At 28.5% G+C, this 14534-nt stretch carries 12 protein-coding genes; 9 read left to right on the top strand and 3 right to left on the bottom strand.

Annotated features, from left to right (window positions below; genetic code table 11):
- Positions 1-50 precede the first annotated feature (50 nt).
- Genes fabZ through mreC form a run of 5 tightly spaced genes read left to right on the top strand, consistent with a single transcriptional unit; the run spans position 51 to position 4389 of the window.
- Complete coding sequence (fabZ, locus tag ACTCCZ_RS03240) at positions 51-494, top strand: 3-hydroxyacyl-ACP dehydratase FabZ (RefSeq protein ID WP_079577600.1); 444 nt, start codon at positions 51-53, stop codon at positions 492-494.
- Positions 495-507: 13 nt separating this feature from the next.
- Positions 508-1290 (top strand): acyl-ACP--UDP-N-acetylglucosamine O-acyltransferase, encoded by a 783-nt coding sequence (gene lpxA / locus ACTCCZ_RS03235; RefSeq protein ID WP_079577602.1) that lies wholly within the window; start codon positions 508-510, stop codon positions 1288-1290.
- Between the two features lie 17 nt (positions 1291-1307).
- Positions 1308-2534, top strand: coding sequence for an ATP-dependent protease ATP-binding subunit ClpX (gene clpX / locus ACTCCZ_RS03230; protein WP_079577603.1), 1227 nt, complete (start codon positions 1308-1310; stop codon positions 2532-2534).
- A gap of 9 nt (positions 2535-2543) precedes the next feature.
- Positions 2544-3572 (top strand): rod shape-determining protein, encoded by a 1029-nt coding sequence (locus ACTCCZ_RS03225; RefSeq protein ID WP_079577604.1) that lies wholly within the window; start codon positions 2544-2546, stop codon positions 3570-3572.
- 34 nt (positions 3573-3606) lie between these two features.
- Positions 3607-4389, top strand: a complete 783-nt coding sequence (gene mreC, locus ACTCCZ_RS03220) for a rod shape-determining protein MreC (RefSeq protein ID WP_265734231.1) — start codon at positions 3607-3609, stop codon at positions 4387-4389.
- Here the strand turns inward: mreC and ACTCCZ_RS03215 are convergent.
- From ACTCCZ_RS03215 to ACTCCZ_RS03205, 3 genes are read right to left on the bottom strand one after another with little or no spacing between them, the layout of a single operon-like run.
- Entirely contained in the window at positions 4376-6022 is a 1647-nt protein-coding gene (locus tag ACTCCZ_RS03215) for a GMC family oxidoreductase (protein WP_079577606.1), read from the bottom strand. The two genes, mreC and ACTCCZ_RS03215, sit on opposite strands and share 14 nt — an antisense overlap.
- On the bottom strand, positions 6012-6512 hold the full coding sequence (locus ACTCCZ_RS03210) for a gluconate 2-dehydrogenase subunit 3 family protein (RefSeq protein WP_079577607.1): 501 nt from the start codon (positions 6510-6512) through the stop codon (positions 6012-6014). Before ACTCCZ_RS03210 ends, ACTCCZ_RS03215 begins: the two co-directional genes overlap by 11 nt.
- Positions 6512-7123 (bottom strand): riboflavin synthase, encoded by a 612-nt coding sequence (locus tag ACTCCZ_RS03205; RefSeq protein WP_079577608.1) that lies wholly within the window; start codon positions 7121-7123, stop codon positions 6512-6514. The genes ACTCCZ_RS03210 and ACTCCZ_RS03205 overlap by 1 nt, the downstream gene beginning before the upstream one ends.
- A 218-nt stretch (positions 7124-7341) precedes the next feature.
- On the opposite strand from ACTCCZ_RS03205, the gene mnmG reads away from it, so the two are divergent.
- From mnmG to ccoG, 4 genes are all read left to right on the top strand, one after another.
- Entirely contained in the window at positions 7342-9216 is a 1875-nt protein-coding gene (gene mnmG / locus ACTCCZ_RS03200) for a tRNA uridine-5-carboxymethylaminomethyl(34) synthesis enzyme MnmG (protein WP_079577609.1), read from the top strand.
- A 127-nt stretch (positions 9217-9343) separates the two neighbouring features.
- The gene (gene rlmF / locus ACTCCZ_RS03195; protein ID WP_079577610.1) at positions 9344-10294 is read left to right on the top strand and encodes a 23S rRNA (adenine(1618)-N(6))-methyltransferase RlmF; all 951 of its coding nucleotides are present in this window, start codon (positions 9344-9346) and stop codon (positions 10292-10294) included.
- Positions 10295-10580: 286 nt separating this feature from the next.
- Entirely contained in the window at positions 10581-12956 is a 2376-nt protein-coding gene (locus ACTCCZ_RS03190) for a methyl-accepting chemotaxis protein (protein ID WP_079577611.1), read from the top strand.
- Positions 12957-13109: 153 nt separating this feature from the next.
- Positions 13110-14495, top strand: coding sequence for a cytochrome c oxidase accessory protein CcoG (gene ccoG, locus ACTCCZ_RS03185; protein WP_079577612.1), 1386 nt, complete (start codon positions 13110-13112; stop codon positions 14493-14495).
- Positions 14496-14534 lie beyond the last annotated feature (39 nt).

Below are 14534 nucleotides of genomic sequence, written 5' to 3'. Positions count from 1 at the left end.
TTAGCTAAAATATGTGACTATTTTAAACACACAATATTAGGATAATAAGAATGTTAGATGTTATGGAGATTCAAGAGATATTACCTCATAGGTATCCCTTTTTATTAGTTGATAGAATCACTGATATGGAAAAAAGAAAAAGTATCACTGGATATAAAAATATATCTATTAGTGAACCTGCTTTTATGGGACACTTTCCAGGTCATCCAATTTACCCGGGAGTATTAATTCTTGAAGGTATGGCACAAGCTGGTGGAGTTTTAGCATTAAAAAGCAATGATCTTTCAGCAGAAGAATTAAAAAATAAAGTTATTTATTTTATGAGCATTGATAAAGCAAAATTTAGAACTCCTGTTAAACCAGGTGATAAACTAGAATATAAAATTGAAATTTTAAAATTAAGAGGTACATTAATTGTACTTGACGGAAAAGCTTATGTTGATGATAAGTTAGTTGCTGAGGCTGAATTAAAAGCTATGGTTGTAGATAAATAAATTTAGGTTTGAGATGAACAACATTCATAAGACAGTTATAATTGAAGATGGAGCACAAATAGGAAAAGATGTAACTATTGGTGCTTATACAATTATAGGTAAAGATACAAAAATCGGTGATGGTACAAAGATTGGTTCACATTCATTAATTGAGGGTAAAACAACAATAGGTAAAAATAATGAAATTTTTTCTCACGTAACATTAGGTTCTATTCCTCAAGATTTAAAATTCAATGGTGAGGATGTAGAGCTAATTATTGGTGATAATAATAAAATTAGAGAGTATACATTATTTAATCCAGGAACAATTGGCGGTGGAAGTAAAACAATAATTGGTAATAACAATTTATTTATGGGATATACACATGTTGCCCATGATTGTATCATAGGAAATGATTGTATTTTTGCAAATGTAGCAACATTAGCTGGTCATGTAGAGTGTGGTGATTCAGTTGTTGTTGGTGGTTTGACTCCTGTTCATCAATTTTGTAAACTAGGAAGCTATTCAATGGTTGGTGGTGGCTCTGTGGTAACACAAGATATTCCTCCATTTTGTTTAGCTGAGGGTAATCGTGCTGTATTAAGAGGTTTAAATCTAACTGGTTTAAGAAGAAGACTTGATAATAGAGAAGATATAGATGAAATAAAAAAAGCTTATAAAGCAATATTTCAATCAAAAGAGTCTATTTCAGATGTTGCAAAAAGATTACTTCAAGAGAGTAATAATAAATATGTAAAAGAGTTAGCTCAATTTGTTGTTGATACAAAAAGAGGAATACCTTTTAATAGAAAATAGTGGAGAGTTGATAAAATATGAGTAAAATAAAATGTGACTTTTGTGGAGTAACGGAATCAAAAGATAATCCAATAATTGCAGGTGAAAATGGATATATTTGTAAAGGGTGTGTAACTGCTGCACATGATATCCTAAATGGAAATGAACCACAAGATAATAATCTATCTGAAGAAGAACTAGAAGAAGCAAAAGAAGAAGTAAAACTTAGAACTCCTGCTGAGTTAAAAGAGATTTTGGATGATTATGTAGTTGGACAAAATAGAGCAAAAAAAGTTTTATCTGTAGCAGTATATAACCATTATAAAAGAATTTTTAGAAAAGACTTAGATGATGTGGATGATACAGAAATTAATAAATCAAATGTTTTATTAATTGGTCCAACAGGAAGTGGAAAAACACTACTTGCACAAACAATAGCAAAACATCTTGATGTTCCTTTAGCAATAGCAGATGCTACATCTTTAACAGAAGCTGGTTATGTAGGTGATGATGTTGAAAATGTAATTACTAGACTTTTACAAGCTGCAGATGGTGATGTAAAAAAAGCTGAAAAAGGTATAATCTTTATTGATGAAGTTGATAAAGTTGCAAGAATGAGTGAGAATAGATCTATTACAAGAGATGTATCTGGAGAGGGTGTACAACAAGCACTTCTTAAAATTGTTGAAGGTTCTTCTATAAATGTTCCTCCAAAAGGTGGAAGAAAACATCCTGGACAAGATGCAATTCAAGTAGATACTACAAATATTTTATTTATCTGCGGGGGCGCTTTTGATGGGCTTGAAGAGATAATTAAGAAAAAACAAGGTGCAAATGTACTTGGATTTAATCAAGAAAAGAAAACTACTAAAGATAAACAAGATATAATATCTGATGTAGAAGCACATGACTTAGTTAAATATGGATTAATCCCTGAACTTATTGGAAGACTTCATATGATTGCAACCTTAAATGAGATAAGTGAAGATGATATGGTTCATATCTTAACTGAACCAAAAAATGCCTTAGTAAAACAATATATCAAACTATTTAAAATGGATGAAGTTGAGCTATGCTTTGAAGAAGATGCCTTAAAAGAAGTAGCGAAAAAAGCAATTGAAAGAAAAACAGGGGCTAGAGGTCTTAGATCAATTCTTGAAGATATTATGTTAGATATTATGTATGATTTACCTTTATACAAAGATAAAAAAATTACAATTACTAAAGATGTAGTATTAAAAGAAAAAGAAGTAGAAGTAGCATAAAGGATAACAATGTTAAATAAATTAATAGGTCTATTTTCAAATGATATGGCTATAGATTTAGGAACTGCAAATACTGTTGTTTCTATTAGAGGGAAAGGTATTATTATAAATGAACCTTCTGTTGTTGCTGTTCAGCATGATAGATATGGAAAAGATAAAATATTAGCTGTTGGGCAAGAAGCTAAACAGATGATTGGTAAAACCCCATTAAATATTCAAGCTGTAAGGCCTATGAAAGATGGGGTAATAGCTGATTTTGAAATGACTGAGAGAATGATTAGATATTTTATTGAAAAAGCTCACTCAAGAAAATCATTTATTAGACCTAGAATTATTATTTGTATCCCATTTGGAATTACTCAAGTTGAGAAAAAAGCTGTAAAAGAGTCTGCAATTAGTGCAGGAGCTAGAGAAGTATTCTTAGTTGAAGAACCAATGGCAGCTGCAATTGGAGCAGGAATTCCAGTATCTGATCCATCAGGATATGTTGTAGTTGATATTGGTGGAGGTACAACTGAAATTGGTGTAACTTCACTTGGTGGTTTAGTTCTTTGCAAATCAATCAAAGTTGCAGGAGATAGATTTGATAAAGCAATTATGGATTATGTAAGACAAAACTATAATCTTTATATTGGTGAAAGAACAGCTGAGAGTATCAAAATAGAGATTGGTACTGCAATAAAACTTGAAAAAGAGTTAAAAATAAAAGTAAAAGGTAGAGATAACTCTGGATTACTTTCTACAATTGAGCTAGGAAGTGAAGGTGTTAGAACTGCAATTAAAGAACCACTAAAAGAGATTGTTTCAGCAGTGAAAAGTGTATTAGAGGACATGCCACCTGATTTAGCAAGTGATATTGTTGACAATGGAGTTATCCTAACTGGTGGTGGAGCACTAATAAAAGGTCTTGATACATATTTAGCAGATATTATTAAACTTCCAGTTAAAGTTGCCGATGAACCACTTCTAGCAGTAGCTTATGGGACAAGTAATGTACTTAATCAATCGGAGCTATTAAAACTGATAACTAATGAATAAATTAATCTTCTTTATTCTTTTTCTAGCCATAAGTTTGTTATACATCCTAGATGTAAACAAACTTTTAGGTGAAAAATTTACTTTATTTAATAATATAAAAGAGTTTTATATTCATAAAGTAGTAAAAATAACTAACTTCACAGAAAAATATTTTTATCAAGCAAGTACAATTGAAGAACTAAAACAAGAGAATGAAAAACTAAAAGAGTTTAGACTTCTTTATGAAAGTAAAAATCAAAAACTAACTGATTTAATAAATAGTATAAAGAAATTAAAACCAGTAGATGAAAAACTTATTCAAACAAGAGTTTTATCATATGTTGAATTTGATGACTTTACAAAAGTTTGGTTAGATAAAGAGAAATTAGATGATCAAATCTCAGGCTTAGTTATTGATGATTATGCAGCTGGAATAGTAGTTAGAAAAAATGATAAAGCTCTTGCTTTACTAAATGGAAATGAAAAATCAAATTATGCTGTATATATAGGGAAAAATAAAGCTCCTGGAATCACACATAGTATCAAGAAAAGCAAATATATTGTTGCCAAGTATATTCCTATTTGGATTGATATTAGTGTAGGAGATGAAGTAATTACATCAGGGATGGATAATATCTTTTTTAAAGGCTTAAAAGTTGGAAAAGTTGTATCTATAAACAAAATGCCAGATATGCAAGAAGCTGTAATAGAACCTTATGCAAAAGTTTTAAAAAGAAGATTTTTTTATATTTATACTTCTAAACTTTTAGAAAAAGAAGAAAAGAGTGAAGATAAAACTGCTAATCTTAAAGAAGAAAAAAAGATTAAGAAACAATAGCTTTTATATAATCAGCCACCCTAAAAGAGTTAGCATAAATAGTCCAAGTATGAGGAACACTTCCTCCTGTTGGCATAAAACTTCCATCTGTAACAAATAAGTTTTTCAAATCATGACTTTGACAATATTTATTTAAAACAGAACTTTTTTTATTATTGCCAAATCTACAACCACCTGCTTGAAGATTTTGAGAGGGCAATGCACTCATATTGACTTTAATATTTTTTCCACCCATCTTTTCTAATACTTTTTTTGCCTTTGAAGCTAAAAAATTTGCAGCTTTTAAATCTTGTTTATGCGCACCAATTCTGATATTTGCAACAGGTATTCCATACTTATCTTTATATTTTTCATCAACACTTACAAAACAGTTATCATTTGGTGTCCAGTCTGTAAAAACTTCAAAGTTTAAAACTCTTTTTTGAGTAAAACTTTTATAAATATTCTCTTGTAAAGCTTCACCAAATAAAAAACTATCTTCACCATCTTTTTTATAAAGATTTGCTTTTCTTATAGGATTTGCATGCTCAAACAAAAAATCAATAGTTCCACCTTTAAATTTTGAAGTATAATACCAATCTTTTAATGCCCTATTTACAAATAAACCTTGTGTAAAAAGCTCTTTATGATTTAATTTTTCATTCTCACTAAACTCTGCACTTCCTATTCCTCCACCTGTAAAAATCATATTTTTACCAACTTGTTTTGAACTATTTGCAAGACCATCGGGATAAAAACTATTTTTTGAATTTAGTAAAAGTCTTGAAGTTTCTACAGCTTGAGCAGCCAAAACAAATATCTTTGCTTGAATTGTTTCTATTTTTTTATTTTTTGTATAATAGTAAGCTTTTGTAACTTTTGATTTATTGCTATTTAGTTTATAAACAAAAGCATTTGCTTTTATGGTTAAATTATTTGTTTTCAAAGCGTCAACTAAAAGTGAAGCCCTTGCACTTGATTTTGCACCACTACTACATCCATAGCTTCCACAAAAATTTGAGTAATAACAAGATTTTCTATGATTTTTATCTTCACTTATAATTGCTCTTGGAACTTTGTAAGAGGTATAGCCTAACTCTTCACAAGCCTTATCAAAAAGTTTTGTAATAGGATGCTCATTTAAAGGCTTAAAAGCATAGTTTTGTTTACTTCTTGGTTCTTGATGTTTATAGTTTGTAACTTCTCCTGAAACACCTACAACTTCTTCAACTTTTGTGTAATACTTTTCTAAATCATCATATGATATTGGCCAATCTACTATATTTGAATTTTTAATTTCTCCATAAACACTTTTGAGCTTAAAATCTTTTGGTTTTAATCTATGAAAGTAGCCACTCATTAGATTTGAAGAGCCGCCAAGTAAGCTTCCATTCCACCAATTCCAAGCTGTTTCGTAAGTGGGAAATTTGACCCATTTTTTATTTACAAACTCTTCTATTGTATGGTATTGCTCTTTTAAATTTGGAGTTAATACACTTTTTCGAACAAAAGCTAATTCATCTTTTGAGAAATCATTTTCAGTATAAATAGAACCTTTTTCTAAAATTACTACTTTTTTACCTGCTTTAGTAAGTTCATAAGCAATAGGTGCTGCTCCTGCACCACTTCCTATAATACAAATATCATATACCATCAGTTTTTCCATACTTAAATTTAGGTCTTGGCTCTCCTGCTTGAAATTTCAAAGCTTTATATGCTATTTGATTTTTATTTCCACCATATATAGGATCACTAAGCATTGCTTCTATACCGTAATATATCAAATAAGACAACCAGTTCTGACCATATGAGTTTTGTGAAACTTGCTTAATAATTCTATTTTTTTCTTCAAGTGAAGATTTTAAAAATTTAGGAAAAGATGAGTTAAAATCTTTTGCCCCTTGTAGTAAATAGTTTAAATCATCTTTATCAAAAGTTTTATGATTTATATTTTTTAATAAATAATCAACTGCACCAAATTCACTTGCACTTGGCATATGTTTAGTTTTTGGAAAAACTATTTCCAAAACCTCTTTAATAACTAACCATGAAAGAGAATTTTTAGTATCAAATAGACCTTTTGCATTTAGTAAAGCTGTTGCACTAAAAAGTGAACTATTTACTAAAAATACTCTTCTATGCATTAATAACTAGCCATAATGCTATCAACATCATCCCAAGATAATTTTTTGTCATTACTTTTAAACATATTGAAAATATATCTTGCAAACATATCTGTTTCTAAATTTACTTTTGTTCCAACTTTATAAGTTTTAAACAAAGTATTTTCTATAGTGTGTGGAATAATAGTAAGCCTAAAACTTTTATCATAGACATCATTTACAGTAAGAGAAACTCCATCAATAGAAATACTTCCTTTTGGAATTATATATTTAGAATAATCTTTTGGCAAACTTATAATAAAATCTGTTGATGTTCCATTTTTCTTTATTGAACTAACAGTTCCCAAGCAATCAATATGCCCTTGAACAATATGTCCCTCGAATCTATCGCCCATCATCATTGCAGGCTCAATATGAACCTTTCCTCTATAGTTCTCCATTGCTAAGATTCTTTGTGATTCTAAAGATAATTCAACAGTAAAAGTACCCGTTGCAACTCTTACAACTGTTAAACAAGCACCATTTACAGCAATTGAATCACCTATTTTTGGTTTATACTCTGCTTTTAATGTCAAAAAACCATTTTTTAAGCTTAAAACATCAGCCATTTCTCTAATTAATCCTGTAAACACATAAATCCTTCAACAATTATTTGATAGAGTCCAAAATATTTGGAATAATTACAATTTTTTGGTATCATACCAAAAAATTATTGAGAAGCAAATTTTAATAAATTTTACGATAAAGAATAACTGCTTCAATTACTTTTAGAACTTAAGTGAAAACAGAAAAGCCTATCTTTGAAACTAACTGTTTTTTAAAATAAATACATATTTTTTACGGAGACAAAATGAACTATGACATTATCGTCGTTGGAGGCGGACACGCTGGAATAGAAGCTTCACTAGCTAGTGCAAGAATGGGTAAAAAAACTCTTTTAATCACTATGCTAGTTGAACAAATCGGAGCAGCTTCATGTAATCCAGCAATTGGAGGACTTGCCAAAGGGCACTTAGTAAGAGAACTAGATGCACTTGGTGGAGAAATGGGACTTTGTACAGATGCAACTGGAATTCAATTTAGAGTTTTAAATGCTTCAAAAGGTGCAGCAGTACAAGGAAGTCGTGCGCAAATTGACATGGACAAATATAGATATTACATGAGAGAAGTATGCCACAAAACTGCTAATTTGGAAATTTATCAAGATGAAGTAACTTCACTTATTTTAGATGAAAATGGTGATGTTGTTGGAGTAAAAACAAAATTAACAGAAGAGTTCTTAGCAAAAAAAGTTATCCTTACAACTGGTACATTTATGAAAGGTCTTATTCATATAGGACAAAACCAGTATGAAGCAGGAAGAGCTTGGGAACTTCCATCAACAACACTATCTACACAATTAAAAGAGATGGGATTAAATGTAGGAAGATTGAAAACAGGAACACCTTCAAGAATTGATTCAAATTCTATTGATTTTTCTGTTATGGAAAAGCATGGAGGTGATGAGAAACCTACTCCTTTCTCATTTAGAACAGATAAAAGTAAATTTAATCCTACACAATATCCATGTTATATTACATACACAAATATGGGAACTCACTCAACAATTAGTTCAAACTTTGATAGAGCTCCTTTATTTACAGGACAAATCAAAGGCAATGGACCAAGATACTGTCCAAGTATTGAAGATAAAGTAAATAGATTTAGTGAAAGAGATAGACATCAGCTATTTTTAGAACCTCAAACTGCAATGTGTACAGAATATTATATCAATGGACTTAGTACTTCTTTACCTATTGATGTACAAAAACAGATGGTACATTCAATCAAAGGTTTAGAAAACGCAAAAATTATAAGATATGGATATGCAATTGAGTATGATTACGTTGATCCAACAGAATTAAAACATACATTAGAGACAAAAAAAGTAAATAATTTATATCTTGCTGGACAAATCAATGCAACAACTGGATATGAAGAAGCTGCTTCTCAAGGACTAATGGCAAGTATAAATGCATGTTTATCAATTGATAATAAAGAACCTTTAATACTAAGACGAGATGAAGCGTATATTGGAGTTTTAATTGATGATTTAGTAACTAAAGGTACAAATGAACCTTATAGAATGTTTACAAGTAGAGCAGAATATAGATTACTTTTAAGAGAAGAAACAGCTGATTTAAGACTTAGTAAATATGGATATGAACTTGGACTTATTGATGATAAAACTATGTCAAAAATAGAAAATAAAAGAGAAGTAATAAACAACGCAATCTCTTTTATGGAAAATGAATGGTTTACTTCAAAAAAAGAGAATCTTGAACTTTTATCAAAATTAGGTGAAGATAAGATTAAAGACCGAGCTTTATTGATTGATATTGTAGGAAGAAATACAGTAACATCTGAAAAATTTGACGAATTAGTGCCATCACTTAAAGATGTTGAACCATATTTAAAAGAACAAATCATTATTGAAGCAAAATATTACAGATATGTAAAAAAACAAGAAAAACAGATAGAAAAAATGCAAAAAATGCTTAAATTAAAAATCCCAGAAGATTTTAACTACAATGAAATTCCTGGATTATCAAATGAAGTAATAGAAAAGCTTCAAAAAGCAAAACCACCTACACTATTCAATGCAAGTGAAATTTCAGGAATAACACCTGCTGCAATTGATGTTTTACATATGTATATGAATGTAAAAAACAAATTCTCAGAATAAGAGTAAGAATATACTCTCAATATTGAGAATACAAACAACTACTTAACTAGAGATTTGATCTTTAATTTTATAATAACTTTTAAAGATCAATTTTCTAGATTTAAAATAAAATAATAAGATAAATAAAATGGCATATAAAGAGCATAAAAAAAGTTTACATCCAAGAAATTTTCACAATAATAGATATGATTTTCCGCAATTATTAAAAAGTTTACCAAAACTTAAAAACTATGTATTTAAAAATAAATATGATGAATTATCAATTGATTTTTCAAATGCAAAAGCTGTTTTAACTTTGAACAAAGCACTGCTTTCTCATTTTTATGATATAAAAGAGTGGTCAATACCAGATGGTTACTTATGTCCTCCCATTCCAGGACGAGCTGATTATCTTCACTATATTGCTGATATTTTAGCAAAATCAAATAATAATAAAATACCAAAAGGTTCTAATATTAAAGGTCTTGATATTGGTATTGGTGCTAATTGTATTTATCCAATAATTGGTAATAGTGTTTATGGTTGGTCTTTTGTTGGTAGCGATATTGAAAAAGAGTCTATAAAATCATCTCAAAAAATTATAGAGTCAAATAACTCTTTAAAAGGCAATGTTCACTGTAGAATACAAACAAGCCATGATAATATATTTACAGGTATTATAAAAGAAAATGATAGATTCGATTTTACTTTATGCAATCCTCCTTTTCATAAATCACAAGAACAAGCCCAAGAGGGAAATAAAAGAAAAGTTCAAAACCTTACAAAACAAGTAGTAAAAAAAGCTTCTTTAAATTTTGGTGGAAAAAGCAATGAACTTTGGTGTAAAGGTGGAGAAGTAGCTTTTATAAAAACCATGATAAAACAAAGTAAAATCTATTCTAAGAACTGTTTTTGGTTTAGTACAATCGTATCAAAAAAGGATAATTTAAAATTTATCTATGATACATTGGATTATGTAAAACCAATAGAGATTGAAACTATAAAAATGAAACATGGACAAAAGATTAGTAGAATAATCATTTGGACTTTTCTTACAAAAGAAGAACAAAAGCAGTGGGCTTCAAAATGGCAAGATTGACAGTAACATCAGCTGTAATTTATATTTTACATATGAAGATATAAAATAAAAACAATACACCTAATTATTATTTTAATGTGTTAAAAATGAACTAGTAATTTTAAAAATATAAATGTTTCTTAATAGTTAATATATTTTATATAAAAAATAAATTTTAATAATAAAATAAATACATATATTAAAATACAGATATTATTTCACCTTACTTTTTTAAACTCAATTATTGGGTTTTCTTATAAAAAATGATATAATATTTGTTAATTTTTAAACAAAAGAGGGAGAATTTATGTTTTCAAATTGGACATTTGCAAAAAAACTTTTGGTTAGTGTGCTATCTATTGTACTGCTATCTTCTGTCATTAGTATTTTTTTAATATCATCAAATACTTATAACTCTTCAGAAAAATCTTCTAAGAAATATATTAGTACCCTTGCGAATAAATATGCCTTTGAATCAAAGCAGGATTTAGAAAAAGCATTAACATCAGTTAGTTCTTTAGCTAGTGTTATAAAACAAATGTATGAAAACAATAGTTATTCAAAAGAATTAATTACAAGTATTACAAAAGATATGTTAGTAAATGCTGATTTTGCCCTTGCAATGGCAGTTGATTTAGATCCAAATATACTTTTTGAAAATGACTTATCATCAGCTAGTACAAATGGTCATGATAAAGAAGGTAGATTTGCTCCTTATTTATACAAATCAAACTCTAAAATTATATTAGAAGGTCTTACTACTGTATCTGAGGGCAGAGAGTGGGTAGATGTTCCAAGACAAACACAAAAAGTTTATGTAACAGAGCCTTATAATTATGAAGTTGATGGAAAAAATGTATTGATGGTTACTGTTTCAGCTCCAATTATTACATCATCAAACAAATTCTTAGGAGCTACGACCATTGATATTTCTTTAGATAGTTTAGTTGATAAAATTGGAAAAATTAAGATTTTTGAAACTGGATATGGATTTTTATTATCTGATAAAGGAACAATTGTAGGTCATCCAGATAAAACTGTATTAACAAAAAATGTATCTGATAACAAAGAGTATGCACAAGCACAAGATATAATAAAATCAATAAATGATAATAAAACTTTTAATTATGAAAGAAAAACACCTACAACAAACACTTACTCTTACTATCATATTGAACCTTTTGAATTAGGGAAAAGTGATGTAAAATGGGCACTTGGTCTTACAATGCCAAGAGATGAATACTTAAAAGATGCAAATGATTTACAACTTTTTTCTATAATAATTGGTATTGTTAGTTTTATTGTTGTTGCTTTAGTTATATTAATTGGAACAAGAACACTAAGCAAAAATCTTACTACAATTACTAATGGTTTAGAATCATTTTTTAAATACTTAAACAAAGAGAATAAAGAACATACAAAAATTGAGATTAACTCAAATGATGAGTTTGGCAAAATGTCAAAAATGATAAATGATAATATAAATCAAACACAAGAATTGATTGAACAAGATAATAAATTAATTCAAAATGTTAAAGAAGTAGTTACACAAGTAAAAAATGGTCACTTAAAACATAGAATTAATACTTCAACACAAAATCAAAGTTTAGAAGAGTTAAAAGTAATATTCAATGAAATGATAGAAGCTGTTTCTACTAATATATCTGATGATTTAAACAAAATAGAAGAAGCCTTAAGTAAGTATCAAAAACTTGACTTTACATATAGAATTAAAGATGCAAGTGGAAAAACTGTAGATGGTTTTAATGCACTTGCAAATATAATAAATGAAATGCTAGTTGAAAATAAAACAAATGGTTTAACTTTACAAGATAGTGCAAATATTTTATTATCAAATGTAGATACTTTAAGTCAATCTTCAAATGAAGCGGCTGCTAGTATTGAAGAGACAGCTGCTGCTATTGAAGAAATAACAGCAAATATTACACACAATAATGAAAATGTATTAAAAATGGCTCAAAATGCAAATATATTAAAAAACTCAGCAACTGAGGGAGAAACATTAGCCTCACAAACAACTATTGCAATGGATGAAATAAATACACAAGTAACATCAATAAATGATGCTATAACAGTAATTGATCAAATTTCATTTCAAACAAATATATTATCACTAAACGCAGCAGTTGAAGCTGCAACTGCTGGAGAAGCAGGAAAAGGCTTTGCTGTTGTTGCAGGTGAAGTAAGAAATCTTGCAAGTAGAAGTGCGCAAGCTGCTAAAGAGATTAAAGCCATAGTTGAAAACGCTACAGTAAAAGCAAATAATGGTAAAGATATTTCAGATAAGATGATACATGGATACAAAAATTTAAATGAAAATGTGGCAAAAACCTTAGAATTAATCGATGATATCTCAAATGCAAGTAAAGAGCAAAGTACAGGAATAACTCAAATTAATGATGCTGTAAATATGCTAGATAGACAAACACAACAAAATGCATCAATTGCAAATGATACAAAAGATATTGCTAATCAAACACAAATAATTGCAAATGAGATTGTTGAAGAGACTAACAAAAAAGAGTTTTTAGGAAAAGAGAGTACAAAAGCAAAAAAAATAAAAAACTCTATAATAGATACAAAAAGTAAAAAAGATTATAATCCTTTAGAAAAACAAGAAATAATCAACTCAAATAAAAATGAAGATTGGGAAAGTTTTTAAACTTTCTTTCTTCATATTTTTTTCTTAAAAAAACAAATTAATCCAATATAATCATTTATTATAAGTTATACTTATGTTTACTTATGTTTATTATAAGGTTGTTTTATATACAATAATTGTAACAATACTGTTACTATATTAAAGGAAAAGATTATGAGTCAAGAAAAAAATGAATACTTAAAAAAGACTCCTTATAGAATAAAAAGATATTATGCATATGTTTTAGCGACAATTGTTGCTTTAGTTGTACCTTTTATAAAAATCGATGGTAATCACATTTTTTTATTATCATTTGATAAAAAACAATTGCATTTATTAGGTGTAGCATTTGATATGCAAGAGCTTTACTTAATGCCATTTTTATTAATGCTACTATTTTTAGGAATTTTTGCTGCTACTTCAATTGGGGGAAGAGCATGGTGTGGTTGGGCCTGTCCACAAACAATTTTTAGGGTTATTTATAGAGATTTAATTGAAACAAAACTTTTAGGTCTTAGAAGAATAAAAAATAAACAAAAAGAACCAAACTGGAAAAAAGCTGAAAATGCTTCAAAAAGATTACTTGCCATATTAATATGGTCTGTTTTAGCTTTAGTTGCAGCTGCTGATTTTATGTGGTATTTTGTACCGCCCGAAGATTTTTTTGCATATTTACAAAACCCTATGGATCATATGTTTTTAATTGGTTTTGTATTAGCAATTGCTGCTTTTTTAATCTATGATGTTATCTTTTTAAAAGAAGATTTCTGTGTTTATGTATGTCCTTACTCAAGGGTTCAATCTGTACTATATGATAACAATACATACCAAGCAATTTACTCTACTAATAGAGGTGGTAATATCTATAATGATAAAAATGACAAAGTTATTTTCAAACAAAAAGATTTACCAGATGAAAAAAATGAGTGTACCACATGTGAAGCTTGTGTAACTGTCTGTCCTACACATATTGATATTAGAAAAGGTTTACAACTTGAATGTATTAACTGTTTAGAGTGTGTTGATGCATGTACAACTGTAATGGGAAAACTTGGGAAACCTTCACTTGTTCAATGGTCAAGCACAAATGAGATTAAGCACAATAAAGAAACAAAAGTTGTTAGAAAATCAACTATTATGTACACAGTTGCTTTATTGGTTGTAGTTGCTTTACTATTTATAATGGGTGGGAAAAAAGAGCATATGCTTTTAAATATTAATAAAACTACTGAATTATATAAAATAAAAGAAGATAATGAAGTTGCAAATAACTTCTTATTTTTATTCCAAAATACTGATTCAAAAAGACATACATATGATTTAGAAGTAGTAGGAAATGATGACATTGTAATTGAAAGATTTAAACCTTTTTCTCTTGCACCAAATAAATTAAGAAAAAAAGTTGTTGTATTAAGTACTAAAAAAAGATTAGTTACTGATAACTCAAAAGATACTCCAATTACTATTACAATAAGAGCATTTGCAAAAGATGACCCTAAAAAAATCAGCGTTATTAGAGAAGCTGTATTTATTTACCCAAGAGCAGACAAATTTAAATAATTAAGTAAAAGAGAAAAAACTCTCTTTTGCTTAACTTCT

The sequence above is a fragment of the Malaciobacter sp. genome (genome assembly GCF_055140965.1).
The sequence above is the reverse complement of the archived record's forward strand: the minus strand, read 5'-3'. Positions and strand labels throughout refer to the sequence as shown.

Excerpts from the sequence above, each read along its gene's own strand:
- rlmF (WP_079577610.1), top strand. The coding sequence starts at position 9,344 with ATGGCATATAAAGAGCATAAAAAAAGTTTACATCCAAGAAATTTTCAC.
- mnmG (WP_079577609.1), top strand. The coding sequence starts at position 7,342 with ATGAACTATGACATTATCGTCGTTGGAGGCGGACACGCTGGAATAGAA.
- ACTCCZ_RS03190 (WP_079577611.1), top strand. The coding sequence starts at position 10,581 with ATGTTTTCAAATTGGACATTTGCAAAAAAACTTTTGGTTAGTGTGCTA.
- lpxA (WP_079577602.1), top strand. The coding sequence starts at position 508 with ATGAACAACATTCATAAGACAGTTATAATTGAAGATGGAGCACAAATA.
- fabZ (WP_079577600.1), top strand. The coding sequence starts at position 51 with ATGTTAGATGTTATGGAGATTCAAGAGATATTACCTCATAGGTATCCC.
- ccoG (WP_079577612.1), top strand. The coding sequence starts at position 13,110 with ATGAGTCAAGAAAAAAATGAATACTTAAAAAAGACTCCTTATAGAATA.
- clpX (WP_079577603.1), top strand. The coding sequence starts at position 1,308 with ATGAGTAAAATAAAATGTGACTTTTGTGGAGTAACGGAATCAAAAGAT.
- ACTCCZ_RS03225 (WP_079577604.1), top strand. The coding sequence starts at position 2,544 with ATGTTAAATAAATTAATAGGTCTATTTTCAAATGATATGGCTATAGAT.
- ACTCCZ_RS03210 (WP_079577607.1), bottom strand. The coding sequence starts at position 6,512 with ATGCATAGAAGAGTATTTTTAGTAAATAGTTCACTTTTTAGTGCAACA.
- ACTCCZ_RS03215 (WP_079577606.1), bottom strand. The coding sequence starts at position 6,022 with ATGGTATATGATATTTGTATTATAGGAAGTGGTGCAGGAGCAGCACCT.